This is a genomic window from Sphingobium sp. B7D2B (assembly GCF_025961895.1).
Lineage (GTDB): Bacteria > Pseudomonadota > Alphaproteobacteria > Sphingomonadales > Sphingomonadaceae > Sphingobium.
Genome location: NZ_JAOQOM010000001.1, coordinates 536195 through 558855, shown reverse-complemented (window position 1 = coordinate 558855; position 22661 = coordinate 536195). Strand labels below are relative to the sequence as shown.

The 22661-nt window shown below is 64.5% G+C and carries 13 protein-coding genes; 9 read left to right on the top strand and 4 right to left on the bottom strand.

Features of this window, described 5'->3' with window-relative positions; all coding sequences use genetic code 11:
• Nucleotides 1-16 precede the first annotated feature (16 nt).
• The gene (glf, locus tag M2341_RS02535) at nucleotides 17-2215 is read right to left on the bottom strand and encodes a UDP-galactopyranose mutase (protein WP_264584096.1); all 2199 of its coding nucleotides are present in this window, start codon (nucleotides 2213-2215) and stop codon (nucleotides 17-19) included.
• A 256-nt stretch (nucleotides 2216-2471) separates the two neighbouring features.
• Here glf and M2341_RS02530 point away from each other — a divergent pair, with 256 nt between their 5' ends.
• The gene (locus M2341_RS02530) at nucleotides 2472-4640 is read left to right on the top strand and encodes a sugar nucleotide-binding protein (RefSeq protein WP_264584095.1); all 2169 of its coding nucleotides are present in this window, start codon (nucleotides 2472-2474) and stop codon (nucleotides 4638-4640) included.
• A 21-nt stretch (nucleotides 4641-4661) separates the two neighbouring features.
• Here M2341_RS02530 and M2341_RS02525 read toward each other — a convergent pair whose 3' ends face one another.
• From M2341_RS02525 to M2341_RS02515, 3 genes are all read right to left on the bottom strand, one after another.
• On the bottom strand, nucleotides 4662-7088 hold the full coding sequence (locus tag M2341_RS02525; RefSeq protein WP_264584094.1) for a PAS domain-containing sensor histidine kinase: 2427 nt from the start codon (nucleotides 7086-7088) through the stop codon (nucleotides 4662-4664).
• Nucleotides 7088-8581 (bottom strand): ATPase domain-containing protein, encoded by a 1494-nt coding sequence (locus M2341_RS02520; RefSeq protein ID WP_264584093.1) that lies wholly within the window; start codon nucleotides 8579-8581, stop codon nucleotides 7088-7090. Before M2341_RS02520 ends, M2341_RS02525 begins: the two co-directional genes overlap by 1 nt.
• Before the next feature lie 195 nt (nucleotides 8582-8776).
• Complete coding sequence (locus tag M2341_RS02515) at nucleotides 8777-10312, bottom strand: right-handed parallel beta-helix repeat-containing protein (protein ID WP_264584092.1); 1536 nt, start codon at nucleotides 10310-10312, stop codon at nucleotides 8777-8779.
• 270 nt (nucleotides 10313-10582) lie between these two features.
• Here M2341_RS02515 and M2341_RS02510 point away from each other — a divergent pair, with 270 nt between their 5' ends.
• From M2341_RS02510 to malQ, 8 genes are all read left to right on the top strand, one after another.
• Nucleotides 10583-11707, top strand: coding sequence for a DUF47 family protein (locus tag M2341_RS02510; RefSeq protein ID WP_264572309.1), 1125 nt, complete (start codon nucleotides 10583-10585; stop codon nucleotides 11705-11707).
• Nucleotides 11708-11719: 12 nt separating this feature from the next.
• Nucleotides 11720-12733 (top strand): inorganic phosphate transporter, encoded by a 1014-nt coding sequence (locus tag M2341_RS02505; protein ID WP_181560695.1) that lies wholly within the window; start codon nucleotides 11720-11722, stop codon nucleotides 12731-12733.
• Nucleotides 12734-12966: 233 nt separating this feature from the next.
• Nucleotides 12967-14199 carry a glucose-1-phosphate adenylyltransferase family protein gene (locus M2341_RS02500; RefSeq protein ID WP_264584091.1) on the top strand — a complete coding sequence of 411 codons (1233 nt, stop codon included), beginning with the start codon at nucleotides 12967-12969 and terminating at the stop codon, nucleotides 14197-14199.
• Entirely contained in the window at nucleotides 14196-16346 is a 2151-nt protein-coding gene (gene glgX, locus M2341_RS02495) for a glycogen debranching protein GlgX (RefSeq protein WP_264584090.1), read from the top strand. Before M2341_RS02500 ends, glgX begins: the two co-directional genes overlap by 4 nt.
• Nucleotides 16319-18073, top strand: a complete 1755-nt coding sequence (gene treZ / locus M2341_RS02490; protein WP_264584089.1) for a malto-oligosyltrehalose trehalohydrolase — start codon at nucleotides 16319-16321, stop codon at nucleotides 18071-18073. Before glgX ends, treZ begins: the two co-directional genes overlap by 28 nt.
• Before the next feature lie 2 nt (nucleotides 18074-18075).
• Nucleotides 18076-20352, top strand: a complete 2277-nt coding sequence (gene treY, locus M2341_RS02485; RefSeq protein ID WP_264584088.1) for a malto-oligosyltrehalose synthase — start codon at nucleotides 18076-18078, stop codon at nucleotides 20350-20352.
• Nucleotides 20342-20623, top strand: coding sequence for a DUF2934 domain-containing protein (locus M2341_RS02480; RefSeq protein ID WP_264584087.1), 282 nt, complete (start codon nucleotides 20342-20344; stop codon nucleotides 20621-20623). Before treY ends, M2341_RS02480 begins: the two co-directional genes overlap by 11 nt.
• An 11-nt stretch (nucleotides 20624-20634) precedes the next feature.
• A complete protein-coding gene (gene malQ / locus M2341_RS02475; RefSeq protein WP_264584086.1) occupies nucleotides 20635-22605 on the top strand; it encodes a 4-alpha-glucanotransferase in 1971 nt (656 codons plus the stop codon).
• The last annotated feature ends 56 nt before the right edge of the window (nucleotides 22606-22661 follow it).

The following is a 22661-nucleotide window of genomic DNA, read 5'->3' as shown; positions in this document are numbered from 1 at the left end:
GCTTGCGCGGGACGCCCTATTCAGCAGCGATCGCGTCGATATCATGGGCCGGCTTTGCCGTCCTCAGTTGCATCATGTGCCGCCGGTAGGTCGCGAGCGCCTGGCCGACCACCTGATCCATATTATAATAGCGGTAGGTGGCGAGCCGTCCGACGAACAGGACATCGGGCGTGCCCAAAGCGAGCGCTTCATAGCGTTTGAACAGAGCGGCATTTTCCGGGCGCGGGATGGGGTAATAGGGGTCACCCTCCGCACTGGGATATTCGTAAGTGATGCTCGTGCGGGCCGCACTCTGGCCGGTCAGATGCTTATACTCGGTAATCCGCGTATAGGGCACCGCTTCGGACGGATAGTTGATGACGGCGACCGGCTGCAGCCATTCGGTGGCGCGGGTCTCGTGCCGAAACTCAAGCGAGCGATAGGGCAGCTTTCCGTAGCGATGGCCGAAATATTCATCGATCGGCCCGGTAAAGACGAGGCGGTCATACCGCACGCGGGCAGCAACCTCCTCGAAGGTGACGCCAAGCTCCACGTCAATCAGCGGATGGTCGAGCATGGCCGCGAACATCGCCGTATAGCCCTCGGCCGGCATCGCCTGGAAGCTGTCGGTGAAATAGCGGTCATCCGTGTTTGTCCGCGTCGGCACGCGGGCCGTCACCGATTTGTCGAGTTCGGACGGGTCCATGCCCCATTGCTTGCGGGTATAGCCTTGGAAGAAAGTCTCATAGAGATGGCGCCCCACCTTGGAGATGACCACGTCGGCCGATGTGCGGATCGTCTCGACCGGCTCCGCCTGGCTCTCAAGAAAGGCCTCCGCCTCTGCCTCGTCCGCCAATGCCAGGCCGTAGAGGCTGTTCAATGTGTCGCGGTTGATCGGCATCGGCACCTGCAGCCCATCGACGTCCGCCAGAACGCGATGCTCGTAAGGGCGCCAGCGCGTGAAGCGTGAGAGATAGTCGACGATGTCCTGACTGTTCGTGTGGAAAATATGCGGACCGTAGCGATGGACGAGAATGCCGGCCTCGTCATAATGGTCATAGGCATTGCCGGCGATATGGTCGCGCCGATCGATGACCAGGACGCGCTTGCCGCCGTCCGCCGCGAGGCGCTCCGCCATCACCGCACCCGCAAAACCGGCGCCGACGACCAGATAATCGTAATGGCGGGTGAGGAGCGGCGTCATCACCTCCTCGATGAGCGCCGACATCGCGTCGACCACCTTGTCCCACGAGAGGTCGGCGAGACACGCATCTGCGCTCGCCCGCCACGGGGCATCGGCAGGCGCACGGGCGCGAGAGAGCGCCTGCTCGCACGCAGCCACGAATGCCTCGGGATTGCCGGCGATCTCTACCGCGTCGAGCATGCCATAATGGCGCACGACATCTATGATCGGGGTGGAGACCACCGGCAGGCCCGCTGCAAGATATTCCGGGGTCTTGGTGGGAGAAATGAACTGCGTGGACGGATTGATGGCAAAGGGCATCAACGCGACGTCCCAGCCCCGCGCATAGTGCGGGAGCTCGCCATAGGCTTTGCTTCCCAGATAGGCGATGTTGGGCCGCTGCGGCAGATCGGCGGGATCGATCTTGACCACGGGCCCCACGAGCACCAGCGACCAGTCGGGATGCGCATCGGCGACGGCGGCGAGCAGGGCGAGGTCCATCCGTTCGTCAATGACGCCATAGAACCCGAACCGCGGCCGCGCGAGATCGGCCTGGTCGGAAGGATCCTCCCCCGGCAGACGCGCCGCGGCAAAATGCGCGGCGTCGACGCTGGAGGGGAAAGCATGGACCGCAGGGTGGCGCGCGCGCTTCGCCTCGTAGAGACTGTAGCCGCCAGTGAAAACCAGATCGGCTCTCTCGAACAGCTCGGCTTCCAGTTCCGCCAGCTGCGGGGGCGCAAACCGGAAATTCGCCAGCTCGTCCATACAGTCATAGATCGTGCAGACCGCCCGGAGATGCCGCGAGAAGGGCAGCATCATCGGCGTGTAGTACCATGTCACCAGCGGCTCGGCATGATCGCCCAGATAGGCGTCGAGCAGGTGCCGCAGGGTTGCTAGGCTTTCCGCGTCCGTCAAGCCTTCCGGGAGGTGTGGTGTCGCGACCGTGATGTGCGGCGCGGGTGTCCTCAGCTCCAGCCACGCATCGGAGACCTCGCCGCTGACGAGCGGTTCCTCCCAGAAGGTGACCGGCTGACGATATGCGAAACGCGACATAAGATGTTGCGGGCGCTGGAACACGAAGTCCCAGCGCAGATGCGAGAAGCACATCAGCGTCATTATTTGTGGCTTTCGAGGCTAGAGCGGAATGAACCTGTATGGGCAACAATGCGCGCACAGCATCCTTGCTCCCGCTTATTTACCACGATTGATCGATATCAATACGATAGTGCCAGCACGACTTTGATTGGAGGCGAACGGGGGGCCGGGTTGGTATATGCTCGGTGCACGGCCATCGCCGTATGAGGTTCCCTTGGACGCCGTATCGACCCAGCTTGCCCCTCTCGCCCTGTGGGGCGGGTGCGAATGCACGATCAATCGCGTCGGGGATGATTATCTCGATCAGTCGACGCGGAGCGGGCACAGCAATCGACCCGAAGATCTGGATCGCTTGGCCGGACTGGGCGTGACGGCGCTTCGCTACCCCTTGCTTTGGGAGAGCTTTGCCCAAAGCGACCAGCGCGAGGCGCTTTGGGCGTGGCACGCCGACCGGCTGGGGCGCCTGCGCGCGCTTGGCATCCGCCCGATCCTTGGCCTGATCCATCATGGCAGCGGTCCCGCCCCCACCCACTTGCTGGATCCGGCATTTGCGGCGGGTCTTGCCGATCACGCGCGGGAGGCGGCGGAGCGGTTCCCCTGGGTCCAGGATTGGACGCCGGTCAACGAGCCGCTCACCACCGCGCGCTTTTCCGCCCTTTATGGTCATTGGTATCCCCATCTTCGCGACGAGACGGCTTTCTGGACCGCGCTCCTCAACCAGGTCGATGCCATCCGCGGGGCGATGGACGCGATCCGCAAAATCATTCCCGCGGCGCGCCTCGTTCAAACAGAGGATCTGGGGCACACGGACGCGACACCGCAGCGGGCCGCTCAGGCAGGCTTCGACAATCATCGCCGCTGGGCGACCTGGGATTTGCTGACCGGCCGCCTGATAGCGGGGCACGCGCTTTGGGATCATCTCGAGGGTCTGGGACTGTCGGATCGTCTGCGCGACATCGCTTCCGCGCCATGCCCGCCAGCCATCATCGGCCTCAATCACTACCTCACCAGCGACCGCTTCCTCGACCACCGGCTGGAGCGCCACCCCCCGGCCAGCCATGGCGCTTGTGCCATCGGGCCGGTTGCCGATGTCGAAGCGGTCAGAGCCATACCTCACCCGCCGGGGCTTGAAGGCGCCATTCGCGCTGCCTGGGAACGCTATGAGGTGCCAATCGTGCTCACCGAGGTGCACAATGGCTGCACGCGCGAGGAGCAGATGCGCTGGCTCGACGAAGCCTGGACAACGGCCACGGCGCTCCGCGCGGACGGCCTCTGCATCGACGCGGTGACGGTCTGGAGCCTGTTCGGCGCGTTCGACTGGGACAGCCTGCTCACCCAAAAGGCCGGCCATTATGAGAGCGGCGTGTTCGACGTGCGGGGCGCCCAGCCGCGAGAGACCGCTTTGGCGCCGATGATGCGCGCACTGGCAGGAGGCGCAAGGCCGGCTCATCCCGTCCTGCATGGACAGGGATGGTGGCGTCGACCCGGGCGCCTCACCGGGGCTGCGACAGAGCCACGCGCGATCGATGTACCGCCGGCTCCAGAAGCGCGCCCGCTCTTGATCTTGGGTGCAACCGGAACCTTGGGCCAGGCCTTTGCGGGGGCCTGTTCGCTCCGTGATATCGATCATCGGCTGGTCGGACGAGACGTCATCGACCTGCACGATGCCGCCACGATTGCCGACGCGCTGGATCGGTTGCGGCCCTGGGCCGTCATCAACTGCGCAGGCTGGGTGCGGGTGGATGAAGCAGAGGGCAGCGCCGATGCCTGCCTTGCAACCAATTTCACAGGCTGCGTCGCCCTTGCAGCCGCCTGCGCGCAACGCGACATCCATTATAGCTGCTTCTCCAGCGACCTCGTCTTCGATGGCCATGGTCGGCGCGCTTATGTGGAAAGCGACGCGCCAGCGCCGCTCAACGTCTACGGAGAGAGCAAGGCGCGGGCCGAGGCGGGTGTTCTGGCGGCTGGCGGGCGCGCCCTGGTTATCAGAACCGCATCCTTCTTCTCACCCTATGATCCGCACAATTTCGCCATGCATCTGGTGGCGGCGCTGCGGACCGAACGCGTATTTCACGCCGTGGGGGATTGCATCACCTCGCCCACTTATGTGCCCGATCTCGTCCGCGCCACGCTCGACCTCGTGATCGATGACGAGTGCGGCATCTGGCACCTCACCAGCGACGGCGCTTTTTCCTGGGCGCAGTTTGCGCATGCCGTCGGCGAAAGGATGGACCTGCCGACCGATCTGATCGAAACGGTCTCCATCGACGCGATGAACTGGCCGGCGCGGCGGCCCCGCCATGCGCCGATGAGCAGCGAGCGCGGCCTGATCATGCCCAGCCTGGCTTCGGCAATCGACCGCTTTGCCCTGCACCTTGGCTGAGCCCGGGTTTGCCGCCCCGGCCTAGGCCTTTTCGAGAACGGCCCGGATCTTGGCCGCGAGCTGCTCGACTGTGAAGGGCTTGCCGAGAAGCTCCACACCGGGATCGACAACACCGTTATGGACGACCGCGTTACGCGTGTAGCCGCTGGTATAGAGCACCTTCAGGTCCGGCCGGCGGCGGCATGCTTCATCGGCAAGTTTCCGGCCATTGATGTCCGGCATGATGATGTCCGTGAACAAGAGCGTGATCTCCGGATGCTCGTCGAGCACGCGCAGCGCCGCATGTCCGCCATCCGCTTCCAGCACACGATAGCCCAGTTCCACGAGCGCATCGACGCTGAACCGGCGGACGGCGGCCTCGTCCTCGACCACCAGAATGACCTCCTGCTCATCGCCCCTGGGCAGGTCGGCCCGCACCTGTTCGATCTCTCCGGCGGCCTCGCCATAGAAGCGCGGAAGGTAGATCTTGATCGTCGTCCCTTCGCCCGGCTCGGAATAGATTTTGATATGCCCGCCCGACTGCCGGACAAATCCGTACACCTGGCTCAGCCCCAGACCGGTGCCCTTGCCCACCGCCTTGGTGGTGAAGAAGGGATCGAACGCCTTGGCGATGACGTCGTCCGGCATGCCCGTGCCGGTATCGGTCACGGCGATCATCACATATTGGCCCGCCGGAACACCGAAATTCTCCGCGGCATAGCGATCATCGGCGTGCGTGTTCTGCGTTTCGATCGTCAGGTGTCCGCCATCTGGCATGGCATCGCGGGCATTGACCGCCAGATTGACGATCGCGTTTTCAAGCTGATTGCGGTCGGCATGGGTACGCCAGACCCCCGCCGCCAGAACCGTCTCCAGCCGGACATCGCCGCCCAGCGAATGCAGCAGAAGCTCGGACATGCCCGAGACGAGCTTGTTGGGATCGAGCACCTCGGGATTGAGCGGCTGCTGGCGCGAGAATGCCAGGAGGCGATGGGTCAGGGTGGCAGCGCGTTCCGCGCCGTCGATCGCGGCGTCGATATAGCGTTTCGCGCGCTCGTCATCGGGCATGACGCGCCGGCTCAACAGGTCGAGTGAGCCGATCACCACGGCCAGCATATTGTTGAAATCATGCGCGATGCCGCCGGTCAATTGGCCGACAGCTTCCATTTTCTGTGCCTGACGCAAGGCCGCCTGCGCTTGCTCGCGCACCGCGACCTCCTCGGTCACGCGACGCTCGAGATGCTCGTTGAGCTCCCGCAGTTCCGCCTCGGCCCGCTTGCGCGCCGTCACGTCAATCGCCGTGCCGACGACGCGCAGGCATCGCCCGGCCTCATCGAAGACGCCGCGTCCCTTGGCGGCGACCCAGCGCACCAGACCATCTTCCTTGCCGATCGTTCGATATTCGACATCATAGATCGCGCGGACATTCGGGTCGGCGGCCGCCAGATAGGCTTCGGTGGTATGCGCGCGATCGTCGGGATGGAGGCCTTCGTAAAAATCCTGCATCGACACTTCGACATCGGGCGAGATGCCGAACACCCCTTTCACGATGGGTGGCCAGATCAGAACATCGTTGACCACGTCGACGTCCCAGAAGCCGACCTCGGCGGCATCCGTCGCGAGCCGCAGCCGCTCCTCGCTAATCGCAAGCTCGGCCCGGACGCGCATCCGCTCGGATAGATCGAGCATCGCCCCGATCATGCGCAAGGCCCGCCCCTGCGCATCCCGGATGATGTGGCCGCGATCGAAGACGTGGGCGTAGCTCCCGTCTCCACGCCTGAACCGATATTCCCCGCTCCAGCTGTCCGACGAGCCGTCAATCGCTGCGTGGATGGTCCTGTCGACCTCGTCCCGGTCGTCAGGGTGGATCTGCGCGATCCACCATTCTCCGCTATTCTCGATCTGGTCGGCCGGGTGGCCATAAGCGATGGAGAGCGCGTCGTTCCAGGTCACATAGTCGGTGACGAAATCCCAATCCCAGATGGCGTCGTTCGTCGCCTTGCTCGCCAGGCGGTAGCGTTCCTCGACCGCGCGAATATCCTCAAGCCGGGTTCGCGCTTCATATTGCCGCCGGCGCGCCCGCAGCGCAGCCGTGGCGACGCTGACCAATGTGGTCGGGTGAAAGGGGCGTTCGAGAAAGGTCACGTTGCCGAGCAATTCGAGATGGCGGCCGGCGGCAGGATTGCGCTCGACGCCGCCGCCGCGCTGGGTGAGCAGGACGAAGGGCAGATCGGACCATTCCTGTTGCGCGGCGATGAGCTCCACCAGCGGCCTCAGATCGGCCGCCTTGACCGCTTCATCGGTCATCATCACGAACCCAAGACCCTGTGCGAGGCGCGCGACCAGCGCATCGAGCGACGGGACAATCTCGGTTTCGATACCGGCTTGGTTGAGGATGGCGGCGGCGATCTCTGCATCCCGACCGTGAGGGGCGAGGATGACGGCACGCTCCGAAAAAGTGCGGTTCATCAGCCGCGCTTGTCCTGGCCGAGGTCCATCAGATTGCCGGCACCGACCATCGTGGGGATGCCACGCAATACACCCTGAAAATGCGTCAGCGGCTCGCCGATGGTGATGCCTTGTGCGTCGATACGATATTCGCGGATCGTATTCTCATGGACGCCCGAGCGTTTCTTGACGATCGAGATGGCCCGCCGGACATGGCCCACCGCCTCGAAATAGCGCAGCAGCACGACCGTATCGGCCAGATAGGTGATGTCCACCGGGGCCTGCATGTCTCCCACCACGCCATGCTGCGTGACGGTGAGGAACGTGCTCGCGCCGCGCCGATTGAGATATTGCAACAGCTCATGAATGTGGAGGACAAGCGCGCTCTCCTCGGGCATCGCCGCGCGATATCCGTTCAGGCTGTCGATCACGACGGTGCGGATGCCATGCTCCTCGACGGTCGCGCGCACCCGATGAGCAAACTCGCCGGGCGACATTTCGGCCGCATCGACCTGCTCGATGACGAGCTTGCCGTCCGCGACCAGCCGGCTCACATCGATGCCAAGCCCCTTGGCCCGATCGGCCAGCAGGCCAAGTTCCTCATCGAAGACGAACATGGCCGCCGTCTCACCGCGCGCGATGCACCCTTTTACGAGATTGAGCGCCAGGAGGGATTTGCCCGTCCCCGTCGGGCCGAGGATCAGCGTGCTAGTGCCGGAGTCAAAGCCCCCGCCGAGCAGGGCATTGAGTTCGGCGCTTTCCGTCGGCGCGGTGGTCCGCACGAAATCGGATTTATGCTCCAGCGATACCAGTCTGGGGAAAACCCGCACACCGCCGGTATCGATCACGAAATCATGATAGCCCCCGCGATAGCGCTGGCCGCGATATTTGAGCATCCGCAACCGGCGGCGTTCCGAACCGTAAAGCGGTGCCAGCTCCTCAAGCCGCAGCACGCCATGAGCGACGCTGTGCACCGTCTTGTCATTGGTGTCGGAGGTCAGATCGTCGAGCATCAGCACGGTTGCATTATGCTTGGCGAAATAGTGCTTCAGCGCCAGAATCTGGCGGCGGTAGCGCAGCGAGCTTTGCGCGAGCAGCCGGATTTCCGAGAGACTGTCGATCACTAACCGCTGCGGCTTGACCCGCTCGATCGCCTCGAGGATGCGCTTGGTGGTTTCGCCCAGTTCGAGGTCGGAGGAGTAGAGCAGGCTCTGCTGCTGATTCTCGTCCAGCAGCGTCTCGGGCGGTACGAGTTCGAAAATGTGGAAATGCTCGTTCAGTGCCCAGCCGTGCGAGGCAGCGGTCTCACGCAGTTCCTCCTCGGTTTCCGACAGGGTGATGTACAGCCCCCGCTCCCCGGCCTCTGCACCGTTCAGGAGGAACTGGCTTGCGATGGTCGTCTTGCCGGTGCCCGGATCGCCCTCGACGAGGAAAAGCCTGCCGCTGGCAAAGCCGCCCGCCGTTACATCATCAAGCCCCTCAATCCCACTCGACGCCTTCGCCGTCCGATCCATCCGCATATCTCCCTTCGCAAACGCCGGACCGTCTCCGCACGTCCACCGCTCCCGAAGAGAGCAAGCTAAAAACCCTCGATAGAGGATTGCGATCCCTCCGTCTCTCAGGATTGCGCGGGCGCAACGCTTTAATTTGAAGTTGCGATGTTGGCCCTGCCCGCTGGGAACGCGCGAGGAACCCGAAAGCTGAAGCCCCTACCGTCGCGCCTCGAAGACCGACGCGCGGCGGGGCGTGAGCAGCTTTACCGGCGCGCCCAGTTCTCGCTCCAGCATGGCGAGCATCCACTGGCGGTGGCGCGCGAGATAATCCGCAAAACCGTCCGGCTTGGCCGGGTCGAATGTGGGCACCGCCCAATCGAGCGAGGGGGCTTTATAGTCAGCCTTCATTAGGCCGACCTCGTCGCGGGGCGGATCGACATGAGCGCCGAGATAGTCGTTGCCCGTGAAGCGGATGAACTGAGCCGGCGAAAAGCCAGCCGAGATCAGATAATCAGGCCCCTGGCGGCCGATCTCGCTGCCATAACGCGCCGTGCCGGCGACCGCGAAGCGATTGTTGCGGAAGCGCACGTCGCTCGCCCAGCCCTGCCACTCGGTGGCGACGACCATCTGGACATCCATGCCCTTGGCGACGTGGATCACATTCTTTTCGATCAACGCGTCCGAAATCGTGCCTGACAGCTGAAAGATCCGCGTCCCGTCATTCTGGCTGACATTGTGACGCACCACGGTGCCGCGATTGCCGATATTGTCCTTGTCATTGGCTTTGGGCGAGCAGATCAGCAGGAAGCCGCCGGCATTATCGTGACTGTAATTGTACGCGATGGTCGTCCGGCGCGAGTTGAAGTCGGAATCGAAACCCTGACCGTCATAGCGCGTGCGGGTGTAGGCAGCTTCATTGAGCTGGATGAGGCTGTGATCCGTGCTCCACTGCCAGATCCCGGCGCTGTATCCGGGCGCCCGGCCGGCGGCATAGCGAACGATATTGTGCTCGATCAGCGCGCCATCGGTGCCACGCGGCACGATGCCATCCCCGCCGATGTCCTCCAGATAATTGTCCCGGATCACGATGTCATAGCTTGGATACCAGCGCGCGGCGGTGACCTGATCGCTGATCCCGGCAATGCCGGAGCGGTCCACCCGCCAGATGATGTTGCGCTCGATCGCAAGGTCATCGAAACGGGTCGGAAAGCGCGGGCCGAGCGCCTGAAAGACGATGCCGCCATTGTCCTTGCGGTCATTCGTGCCGCGCACATCATGGATGTACATGTCGCTGATGCGGATGCCGCGGACGACGCCGACATTTTCGGCCGACACGAGCACGCCATAGCGCGAGCCGGCAGGCGGGCCGTCATTGGTCAGTTCAAGGCCGCTCACCGTCACATAGCTTGCGTTGAGGATCGCCACCGCATGGGGAGAGACGCCGCCCGCGTCGATGCGGGGGCGCGCGCCCGAGCCGGTTGGGCCGACGACAATGGGCGCCCCCCTACTGCCCGATTGGGTGATGGTGAGCGGTTCTTTCCAGACCGACCCCGCCGCCAGCAGAATCCTGTCGCCCGGCTTGAGCTTCACGCTGCCTAGGCGGGCGAGCGAGCGAAATGGCTGCGTCGCGACGCGCCCGTCGAAACGATCGTCGCCCGTGATCGCGTTCACATGATAGGTCTCTGCCCTGGCATGGGCAGCGGTGAGGCTGAGCGCCGCCGCGATGAGCTTGAGGCCTCTGCCCGGGCGCATGAAACGCAGGGCTCGGCCTTGCGGGCCAGCGCCGGGATTGCTGAGGTCTGGCGAAGGCCGGGGAACATGGGCGGAGTAGAGGGTCGGAAGCAGCGTGCTGAACATAGTGCGGCAGAGGGCCTTGAAGATCAAACAGCTCTCGCTCTAGCGGTAACGGCATGAATGTCGAATGACCCGCTGCTCTTCAGGGGACATCGCGCGCGGTTGACTGTTGCAACTGACATAAAACTGTCACAATGGGCGCCACGCGCTCTGCTGAGGGGACAAACAATCAAACAGATTGCGGCACTACCCTATCGGGCTGAAGGCGATGCGCTGGATGCACCGATCCGGATTCTGCTCATCACCTCGCGCGAGACGAAGCGCTGGGTGATTCCCAAGGGCAATGGATCGGCGGGCAAGCTCCCGCATCAGGCAGCAGCTGCCGAGGCCGAGGAAGAGGCCGGCATCGTCGGGGCCGTCTGCCCGACACCATTGGGGACCTATCGCTATCGCAAAAGGCGGCGTAACGGCGCCAACTTGATGGTGGACGTCGAGGTGTTCCCGCTGGCCGTCAATCGGGAACTGACCGACTGGAAAGAGCAGCACGAGCGCGAGCGGCGGTGGTTCAGCCTCAGCGAGGCAGCCGATGCCGTCGACGAGCCGGATCTAAGCGATCTGATCCGATCTTTCGCAGCATCCGAGTTCAAGGCGGCGACACGGCGCCAATCGGTGATGGACACCGTTGCGCATACTTCAGGGATAAGCAGGATGTTTGGTTGGTTTCAGCGCCTTTTGCCCAAGCAGGGCAATTTCTTCGATCTGTTCGAAGCGCATGTCCAGACCGTGGTCGCCGGCGCCGACGCGCTGACCCGACTGCTGCATGACGGGGACAGCCGCGATGACCATATTCGCGAGGTGATCGAGCGGGAAACCGATGCCGACGAGATCATCCGCGAGGTGCTTCACCTTGTCCGTAAGACGTTCCTCACGCCGTTCGACCGCAGCGCGATCATCAGCCTTGTGAGTTCGACGGACGATGCGATCGATGAGATGCAGTCGGCCGTGGCGGCCATCGACATCTATGACGTGCACGACTTCGATCAGGAAATGAAGGACATGGCGGCGATCATCGTCGACAGCACGCGCGTGCTGGCGGAAGCCATGCCGCTGCTGCGCAATGTCGCCCAGAACGGCAAGCGCCTGCATGAACTGACCGAGCGGTTGGTGCGGATGGAAGGCCATGCCGACGCCATCCACAGCGAGGGGCTGAAGCAGGCCTATCGCAAGTTCCGGACGGCCGATCCCATGGCGTTCATCGTCCGGCGCGAGATCTACAAGCATCTGGAGCGGATCGTCGACGCGCTCGAGGATGTCGCGAATGCGATTGACGGCATCGTGATCGACCATAGCTGAGCGCACAGGGTCATGCACAACCTCGCTTTTCCGCTGCTGGTCGGCCTGATCGTCATCGCGCTCGCATTCGATTATCTCAATGGCTTGCACGATGCCGCCAACTCGATTGCGACCGTGGTGGCGACCCGCCTGCTCGGCCCGGTCGCGGCGGTGGTTTTCGCGGCCTTCTTCAATTTCGCGGCCTATTTTCTCATGCTGGCCTTCCCCAGCCTGCACAAGGTCGCCGAAACGATCGGCGCGGGCCTCGTCAGCCAGGATCTGATCACGCCGGCCGTGATCTTCGGCGCGCTGATCGGCGCCATGTTCTGGAATGTGGTGACGTGGCTCAAGGGCATTCCCTCCTCCAGCAGCCATGCCCTGATCGGCGGCCTCATTGGCGCGGGGATGGCCCATGCCGGCATCTCCGGCATCCAGTGGAGCGGCCTCAACAAGACGCTGATCGCCATCGTGCTCTCGCCCACGCTGGGCATGCTGCTCTCCATGCTGATCATGCTGGCGACGAGCTGGGTGTTCCGCCGGGCCACCGCTCGCGGCGCCGAGCATGCATTTCGCTATCTGCACTTGTTGTCCTCGGCCGCCTATTCCGTCAGCCACGGCCTCAATGACGCGCAGAAGACCATGGGCATCATCACGGTGCTGCTCTATTCGACCGGCTATCTCACCGGCGAATTCGCGGTGCCGCACTGGGTGGCGATTGCCTGCTATATCGCGATCGCGCTGGGCACGCTGACGGGCGGCTGGAAGATCATCGAGACGATGGGCTCGCGGATCACCAAGCTCTCGCAGCACCAGGGATTCAGCGCCTCGCTTGGCGGCTCGATCATGGTGTTCACGGCCTCGCTGATGGGCATCCCCGTCTCGACCACCCACACGATTACCGGCTGCGTGATCGGGGCGGGCACCGCGCGACGGGCCTCCGCCGTGCGGTGGGGCGTGGCGCAGAGCGTCATGATCGCCTGGATCATCACCATCCCGGCGTCAGCGGTCGTCGGCGCAGCCTTCTATTTTCTGGCCCGGCTGTTCTGATCTTGCGGCCGTCGAGAGGGACTAGCCAAACACCGACGTTGCGGCCAGCTTGGCGGCTGGCACAGTGGCGCCTCTATGCCGGTATCGGCGCGGCTTCGTCCGCCGCACGCTCCATGCCCCTTCGCGCCCCTCCGATGGGCGCAACAAAAATCGCTTAACATATGTAAAGACAGGGAACAGTGCGCGTTGCCGTTGGTTAATCAGGCGAAGATTTCCTTTGACCTGAGGTAGATATGAGCCAATCGAATGCCCGGCATGCGACTTCTGCGGCGCTGGCGCTTGTCTTGGCAGGCGGTCGGGGCAGTCGCCTTCATGATCTGACCAGCGCGCTCGCCAAACCTGCTCTGCCGGTCGGCGATGTGGGCAGGCTCATCGATTTCACGCTGGCGAATGTCGCCAATTCCGGCATCCCCCGCGCATTGGTGCTCACCCAATATGAGCCCGACGCGCTGCATCGCCATTTGAACCAGACATGGCAGCGCTTTGGCGGCATCGAGCTAGACGTGCTCGACGGCAATGAATGCGGCCCCTTCAACGGAACGGCGGACGCGGTCGTCAAGATCAGCGACCAGATCGACCAGGAAGCGCCCGATCATGTCGTGGTCCTCGCGGGCGATCACCTTTACCAGATGGACTACCGGCCGTTCATCGAACGCCACATGCTGAGCAACGCGAAAGTGACGGTCGGCGCGGTGCACGTCCCGCTGGCCGACGCCGACCAATTTGGTGTCATGACGGCAGGCGCGGATGGCCTGATCACCGATTTCGCGGAGAAGCCGGCCTCGCCTGCGGAAGCGCCGGACCGTCCCGGTCATGCCTTTGCATCAATGGGCATCTATGTCTTCACCTGGCAGTTGCTGCGGCAGGTGCTGGCCGAACTGGCCCCGCTCCATGAGGATCTGGATTTCGGCAAGCACGTCCTGCCCCGGCTGGTGGCGGAGCGAAGCGCCTATGTCTACGCGCTGCCCGGGCGTGGGCAGGCCGCGCCCCTGTGGCGCGATCTCGGCACGGTGGATGCCTATCATGGCATTCATGCCGATATCGCCAGCGGCCGGGTCGCGCTCGATCCCTCGTGGCCGGTCGCCGGGCGGCGCGCCATTGGCCTGCCGGTGCGGTCGGCCCCGGTTTCCGACCGTCCGGCCTGGCCGGGCCATATGATCGGCCAGGGTGCCAGCGTCGGCGAGCGAGCCCAGCTTCGCAACGTCGTGGTGATGCCCGGCGCGCGCGTCGGCTCGGATGTGCGCATCGACAATGCGATCGTGACCGGCGATGCCGTCATTCCCGACGGCTTCGATCTCTCCGCAGCGCTCAGGCAGTGCGGCGACAGCTGTCTTGTCTCGGAAGGCGGCATTCGCCTCCTGTCCGCGCAGGCGATGAGCCGGCTCGCCGGCGCGAAACGATCCGCCAAGCCCCATTATGCCTCGGCAGATGAGAGCCCCCGGAGAATGCTGGCGCCCGGACTTTGACCCAGGCAGACGATATCGGCCTGGAGCCAGACGCGACGCCTTTGGCCTTCGCAAAGCCGGACAGGCTGCACCATGAACTGGGCGCCGAATATACCGGCGACGGCGTTCATTTTGCCGTCTTTTCCGAAAACGCCGAGGCCATCGAACTCTCGCTCTTCTCGGACGATGGGGAAGAAGAGGTTCAGCGGCTCGAACTGCCCCGACGAGAAGGCTCGATCCACTCCGGCTTTCTCCCCGGCCTCAAGCCCGGTCAACTCTATGGCTATCGGGCGCACGGCCCCTATGAGCCTGAGCAGGGCCATCGCTTCAACCCCCACAAGCTGCTGCTCGACCCTTATGCGCGGGAGGTATCCGGCACGCTCAAATGGGACGATGCGCTGTGGGGCTATGATCTCCTGAGTGGCGACGATCTGACGTTCGACACGCGGGATTCGGCTCCGTTCATGGTCAAGAGCGTGGTGCAGAACCCCGATTTCGATTGGGAGGGAGACGCGGCGCTGCGTCTCCCATGGACCGAGACGATCATCTACGAAGCGCATGTGCGCGGCCTCACCATGACGCACCCCGATGTACCGGAGGAACTGCGCGGCACCTATGCCGGCATGGTGTGCGAGCCGATTCTCGACCATCTTCGCAAGCTTGGCGTCTCCGCCATCGAGCTGTTGCCCTGCCAGTTCTTCCTCGATGATCGCAGCCTGCTGGAGCGCGGGCTCTCCAATTATTGGGGCTATCAGACGCTCGGCTATTTCGCCCCGGAAACCCGCTTCCTCCAGCAGGGCGAGGGCGTCCCCGGCGCCATTCGCCAGTTCAAGGAGATGGTGAAGCGCTTCCACCGGGTCGGCATCGAAGTGATCATGGATGTGGTCTACAACCACACCGCCGAAGGATCGGAACGCGGCCCGACGCTCTGCTTCCGCGGCCTCGACAATGCGGCTTATTATGTGCTGTCGCCGGACCATCCGCGCTACTCGTTCGACCAGACCGGCACGGGGAACACGCTCTCCGTGGCGCACCCCATGGTGCTGCGAATGGTGCTCGATTCACTGCGCTACTGGGTGCAGGTCATGCATGTCGACGGGTTCCGCTTCGATCTCGCCTCGACATTGGGACGGCAGGCGGCCGGGTTCGATCGCGAGGGGACGTTCTTCGGCGCGATCCGGCAGGACCCCATCCTCGCCGGTGTAAAGTTGATCGCCGAGCCCTGGGATGTCGGCGAGGGCGGCTATCAGGTCGGCGGCTTCCCTGCGCCGTTCCGCGAATGGAACGACAAGTTCCGCGATACCGTGCGCGGGTTCTGGCGGGGGGATGGCGGGCTGGTCGGCGATCTGGCGGGGAGCCTGCTGGGCTCGCCCGAACAGTTCAACCATTCGGACCGGAGCCCCACCTCCTCGGTGAATTTCCTCGCCGCTCATGATGGCTTCACGTTGAAGGACTGCGTGTCCTTCAACGACAAGCATAACGAGGCCAATGGCGAGAATGGCGCGGACGGCCACGATCATAATCTGTCCGCCAATATGGGCACCGAAGGCGCAACCGACGACGACGATATCCGCGCGGCACGCAGCCAGCGCCGCCGGAACATGATCGCGACGATGCTGCTCAGTCAAGGCGTGCCGATGATCCTGAGCGGGGACGAAATCGGCAACAGCCAGCAGGGCAATAATAACGTCTACTGCCAGGACAATGAGACGGCGTGGATCTCATGGGCCGAGCGCGACGATTCGTTTCTCGATTTCGTGCAGCGAATGGTCCGCTTCCGCCTCGATCATCCGGTCCTTGCACAGGAGACATTCCTGCTCGGCGATGCGGGGGACGATGGGCGGACGGAAGTGGCCTGGTATCAGCCGGACGGGCGCGAGATGGATGAGGCGGTGTGGGCAGAAACGGAGTTACGCGTCCTTGGTCTGTTCATCGACCACTCCGCGCGAGCGGCCTTCCTTGATGATGAGAATATCGGTGCGCTCTTCATCATCGTGAACGCAGGCGACGCGCTCGACTTCACCCTGCCCCACCCCAACGGCATCGCGCACTGGACGCGCATCCTGGATACCGCCAGCGCCGATCCCTTCAGCGAAGACCCGTGCGAGGGCGATGTCCTCGCCATCCCGGCCAACAGTGTATGCGTCTACGCGCCGACCGCACGATGACCGGCCATCATTTCTGCAAGGGCTGGGGCGCAGAGCCCGAGGAAGACGGGCAATGGCGCTTCTCGCTCTGGTCGCCGGATCGCGAAGCGGTGGCAGTCGAGATCGACGGCGTGTCGACCGCTTTGGCGCAGGGCGAAGATGGCTGGTTCTCCGGCACCGCTGCGGCTCGACCGGGAGCCTCCTACGGCTTTCGCATCGGGGACAGGCTCTATGCCGACCCGGCAGCGCGGGCACAGATGGGCGATGTTCACGGCCCCTCGCGCCTGGTCGACCCTCGCACCTTCCAATGGTCCGCCGACTGGGCGGGTCTCCCCTGGCATCAGGCGGTCATCTATGAGCTTCATGTCGGGACCTTCACGCCCGAGGGCACATTTGCCGCCGCGCAACGGGCATTGCCACGCCTGAAAAGCCTCGGCGTGACGGTCGTCGAGCTGATGCCGGTCGCCCAGTTCGAAGGCGCGCGCGGCTGGGGATATGATGGCGTGCTGCTCTATGCGCCCCATCCTTGCTATGGCGGTGCGGACGGCCTCAAGCAGTTCGTGGATGCGGCGCACAAGCTCGGCATCGCGGTGATGCTCGATGTGGTCTATAACCATTTCGGTCCCTCGGGCAATTATCTGCCCGTCTGGTGCCCGTCCTTCTTCCACGCCTCGGCCCGCACCCCCTGGGGGGACGGCATTGCCTTCGATGTGCCCGCCGTTCGCGCCTTCTTTCTCGACAACGCATTGTTCTGGCTGGAGGAATATCAGCTCGACGGGCTGCGCCTGGACGCCGTTCACGCCATTGCCGACCAGACCACCGAGGACTTTCTGGCGGATCTCGGCAAGGCTGTTCGCGCGCGCGACTGGGGACGCCCGATCCATCTGGTGACCGAGGATGAGCGCAACCTCGTCGACTATCTCGAGCCGGATGCGCCCTTCAATGCCAGCTGGAACGATGACTGGCACCACGCGATCCACTGCCTGCTGACCGGGGAAGACGAGAGTTATTATGTCCCCTTCGCCGTCGATCCGCTGGCGGACATCGAGCTAGCGCTGCGCGATGGATATGTCGAGCAGGGGCAGAAGCGGCCCCCGCATGAGCATTTGCGCGGCGAGCCATCCGCCCTGCTGCCCCGGACGGCGTTCATCAATTTCCTGGGCAATCACGATCAGGTCGGCAATCGCGCGCAGGGAGAGCGGTTGCATCATCTGGTGGCGGATCGCGCCGCGCTGCGGGTGGTGACGGCCCTGACGCTGCTGACGCCCTTCACGCCGATGTTGTTCATGGGCGATGAGTTTCTCACCGAAGCGCCGTTCCTGTTCTTCACGGATTTCACGGGCGATCTGGCTGAAGCGGTGCGCACCGGCCGGGCACGGGAGTTCGCGAAGTTCACATCCTTCGCCGGTACCGTGCCGGACCCCAATGACCCGCAAACGGCCGCCCGCTCGATGATCGGCCACGCGGCCACCGATGCGCAGCGCGAGCATGAAGCCTTTGTGCGCGATCTTCTCGCGCTGCGGGCCTTCCATATCACGCCGCTCCTCGCGCAGACGGAACGGCCCAAGGCAGTCGTCCAGCGCGAGGGCGCGGCGTTCGATGCGCGATGGGAATTTACCACTGCGGCCCTGCACGTCCGCTTGCTGCTTGGCGGCGAGGATTTTTCCACACCCACTGACCCCTTCTTCGTGGAGGCTGCGCAAGGAAGCGGCTTCGCTTTCGCCGCCGCCGTTCGAAAGGACCAATGACCATGCGCCATCCCAGCGCCCCCGGCCTCGTCGCGACGTACAGGATCCAGCTGCGGAACGGCGTCGATCTCGAGGCGGTGCGCGCGCGCATTCCCTGGCTGCAGGCGCTGGGCATCAGCCACATCTACCTCTCGCCGCTGTTCAGCGCCGCGACGGGCTCAACCCATGGCTATGACGTGACCGATCCCAATCGGGTCGATCCGGTGCTCGGCGGTGACGAGGCCTTTCGCGCGCTGAGCGACGCGGCGCGCGCCGCGGGGCTGGGCATCATATTGGACATCGTGCCCAATCATATGGCGTTTACGCCGGAAAACCCCTTCATCGCCGACATCATGCGGCATGGGCAGGAGAGCCGCTTTGCGCCCCTGTTCGATATCGACTGGGACCGTGGCCCGCTGCAGTTCCCGGTTCTGGACGGGACGCCGGGCGATCTTCTTGACGCAGCGCAGCTGGCCTTCTCGCTCATCGGCAATGATCCGACCCTGCGCGTCTACGACAAGCATTACCCCCTGCGCGCGACACCGCTGACCGAGCGGCTAGCGGGCGGGGAGACGTTGGACGAAGGCCTGCTGGCGCAGTTGCTCGACGAACAGCATTGGCAGATCGGCCATTGGCAGGATGATGGCGGCGACATCGTCCACCGGCGCTTCTTCAACGTCACCGATCTGATCGGGGTGCGACAGGAGGACCCCGAGGTCTTTGAGTTCACCCATCGCTGGATTGTGGAGCAAGTTCGGGCCGGGCGCGTCCAGGGCGTCCGCGTCGACCATATCGATGGGCTGGCCCGCCCGCTCAGCTACCTCCGCCGGCTACGCGAGGCGCTGGGCTTCATTCCCATCTGGGTGGAGAAGATCGTCAAGGAAGGCGAGCCGCTGGCGCCGGGCTGGCCGGTCGAGGGCATGAGCGGCTATGAGTTCATGGCGCCGGTCACCCAATTGCTGACCCCGCCGGAAGGGCTGGATGCCTTGGCAGCCGCAGCGCGCGCGCATGTGCCGACGGACTATGCCCTTGAGGTGCGCGGCGTCCGCCGGACGATGCTGTACACCGTCTTTACGCCCGAGCTCGACCGGGTGACCGATGCGGCCATCATGGCGCTGGCCGGATCGCCCGTCGCAGCGCCGGAGGTGCGCGCGGCCATCGTGCAGCTTGCGATGCACTGGCCGGTCTATCGCTCCTACGCCGCCGACGTGATGCCGCCGGGCGACCTTTGCGCGCAGGCTCTCGCCGGTGCGCGTGGCGATCCGCACCCAAGCGGGATGCTGGGGCCGGTGTTCAGCCTGCTATCCGCCCCGGACGATCCGCTGGCGCGCGCCTTTGCGGCCCGGTTCGAGCAGCTGACCGGCGCGCTCACCGCCAAGTCCGAGGAGGATACCGTCTTCTATCGGTCCATCGCTTATCTGCCATTTTGCGAGGTGGGCGCCGCTCCGGACCTCCAGCCGATCGACCTTGAGCGCTTTGCGGCGCGCATGAACGAGCGTGCATCCGAGACGCCCTGTGCGCTCAATGCCCTCTCCACCCATGACACCAAGCGCTCGGCCGATGCCCGGGCCGCCATCATCGCTTTGGCCGTCTTCCCGGAACTGGGCGTGCGCCTCTACGGGGAGGCGCTGGCACGGGCACAGGATCGGGCATTACCGCCGCGCTGGGGCATCTATGCCATCCAATGCGCGCTGATGATGCTCGATCAGCCGGATGCCGCGCAACGCATTGCAGACCACATCGCCAAGGCCATGCGTGAGGCGAAGCTCGAATCCAGCTATGAGGCGCCGGCGCTTGAGATTGAAAACGGCGTGACCGAGCTTGCGCTGTCCCTGATGGCCTCGCTCGAAGACGGTGCGCTGTGGTCGGCCGACGAGCGAGCAGCGTTCATGCAGACATGGGAAGCGCTCATGCTTACGCAGACCGCCCTCCAGATCACCGCGCCCGGGGTGCCGGACATCTATCAGGGCACGGAAATCGTCGCGATTGCCCTGACCGACCCGGACAATCGCCGAGCCGTGGACTGGGACGCGATCGCCTCCGGCCCAGCCGGGCGCGATGCCCGCAAGCTAAAGCTGACACAGGACTTGCTGGCGCGCCGCCGGGAGGATGCGGAACTGTTCGCTATGGGCAGCTATCGGCTGGAGCGAACGCCGGAAGGGCTGCGCGTCACCCGGACATGGCAAAACCGCGCGGTGACCATCGACATTCCCCTGCCCGACCGGATTGCCGGCCCCCATGCTGCGCAAGGCGAGCATGATCGACCCCACGAAACGCAAGGAACCCAATATGGACGATGACCAGTATCAGACGATCAGCAAGCGGGCCTATGAGCTGTGGGAAGCCGAAGGCCGACCCCATGGGCGTGACCGCGAGCATTGGGAGCAGGTGGAACAGGAAGTCCTGAGCCAGCAGCAACAGCAGGCTGCCTCCCCTGCCGATGATGCTGACCTATCCTTGCCGCAGGAGCAGAGCGAAACGATGGCTGCCGCCAGTTCCCCCGCTTCGACGGCGCTGCCGGCCAAAAAGGCATCGGCAGCTGGCCGCGCGAAGAAAGCCAAAACGCCCTGAGGCCGGGCGCTGTGCCTGACGATGAAATTCTAGCCCTGGCGCACGCGGCAGGGCTCGCGATCCATTGGAAGGATGCCGACGGCCTAGCGCATAGCGTGTCGCAGGACACGCTTCGAGCGGTCCTGCAGGCACTGGGCTATGCCGCCGAGACGGACGCGCAGCGGGCGCAGGCTTGGGTCAAGCTGACCGAAGAGGCCGCGCGGAATCCCGACTTTCTGAGTGCGGATGCCGGCCAGCCCGTCCCTTTGCCGGATGGGCTGGCGGCTGAAGCCTCTGCAGAGGTCACCTATGAGGACGGCAGCGCAGGCCGTCTCGCCATCCACGATGGTCAACTGCCGGCCTTCACCGCAATCGGCTATCATCGGGTCGACATCGCAGGCCATGTCTTTACCTTGGCGGTGGCGCCGCCCCGATGCTGCGAGCTCGCAGACCCAGCCATTTGGGGGCCGGCGATCCAGATCCCTTCGCTGCGCAGCGAGGGGATGTATGGCACCTTCGAAGACCTGCGCGTGGCGGGCCTCGGCTTTGCAGAGCAAGGTGCCGATCTGCTGGCGATCAGTCCAGTCCATGCGCTGGTGCCGGGTTCCGCTCGCCATTTCAGCCCCTATGCGCCGTCCAGCCGTACCTATCTCAACACCCTGCAGGCCGATGCGCCTGTTTCGCCGCCCGATCATGCCAATGATGAACTGATCGACTGGACCGCAGCCCGGGACGCGGCGCTTCTCAAGCAGCGCGCCACCTTCGCGGCGCTCGACGAGGAGACCCAGCGCGCCGTCTGGGACGAGGCGCAATCCGACCCCGCCCTGATCCGCCACGCGCTGTTCGACGCGCTCTCCATCGAGTTTCGCGGCCACCCCTGGCAGCGCTGGCCGGCCGCGTTCCAAAACCCGCAAAGCCCGGCCGTCGACCATTTCGCCCGGAGCCACTGGCAACAGGTTGCGGTTCACATTCTGGCGCAGACCCAGACCGACCGGATGCTGGGCAAAGTGCAGGCCTCGGCGCGCCAGGCGGGGATGCGCATCGGCCTGATCGCCGACCTCGCCGTGGGGGTCGATCCCGGAGGGAGCGACGTCTGGCGCGATCCGGATGGCTTTCTCCGCGGCTTGACCATCGGCGCCCCGCCCGATCCGCTCGGTCCCGACGGGCAGAATTGGGGCCTTACCACCTATTCGCCGCACGCCCTGCGCGCGCAGGGGTTCCGCCCGTGGATTCGGATGATCCGGGCGGCCCTGCGCCATGCCGGCGGCCTCCGCATCGATCATGCGTTCGGACTACGCCGCTTGTGGGTCATCCCCGAGGGCGCGCCCAGCACGGAGGGCGTCTATCTCGACTATCCGTTCGCCGATCTGCTGCGGATCCTGGCCATCGAAAGTCATCGCAGTCAGGCGCTCATCATTGCCGAAGATCTTGGGACCGCGCCCGAGGGCTTCATGGAAATCATGGCCGCGCGGGGCATATTGGGCATGAGCGTGCTGTGGTTCGAGCGGGACGCCCACGGCAAATTCGCCGCCGCCTCGGCCTATCGTCCGCACAGCGTCGCGATGACCGGCACCCACGACACGCCCACCGTTGCCGGCTGGTGGCGCGCGCGCGATCTGGAATGGCGGCAGAGCCTGCAGTCCGAGACGCCCGCAGACCATGACCGGCGCGCGGAGGAGCGCGAGCATTTATGGAACCTGCTGGCGGGCGCGCCCGAGGCGCTTGCCAGCGTCTCGACCGACAGCGTGGTCGACGCAGCCCTCGCCCACATCGCCCAGGCGCCAACGCGGGTGAAGATCATCTCGATCGAGGATCTGCTGGGCCTTGAGGAACAGCCCAACCTCCCCGGCACGCTCGACGAGCACCCCAATTGGCGCCGCCGCCTGCCCGCCCCGATCGGCGCCCTGCTGCGGCGACCGGAGGTCGCGCGCCGCACAAAGATGCTAAGCGATCTTTGCGGGCGCAAGGCGGACGCGTCCGTCGATGTCCCCATGTCGACCTGATGAAATTGGAGGATAGCGACCCCATATAGGACTTATCGCAGACACAGATGCGGGAG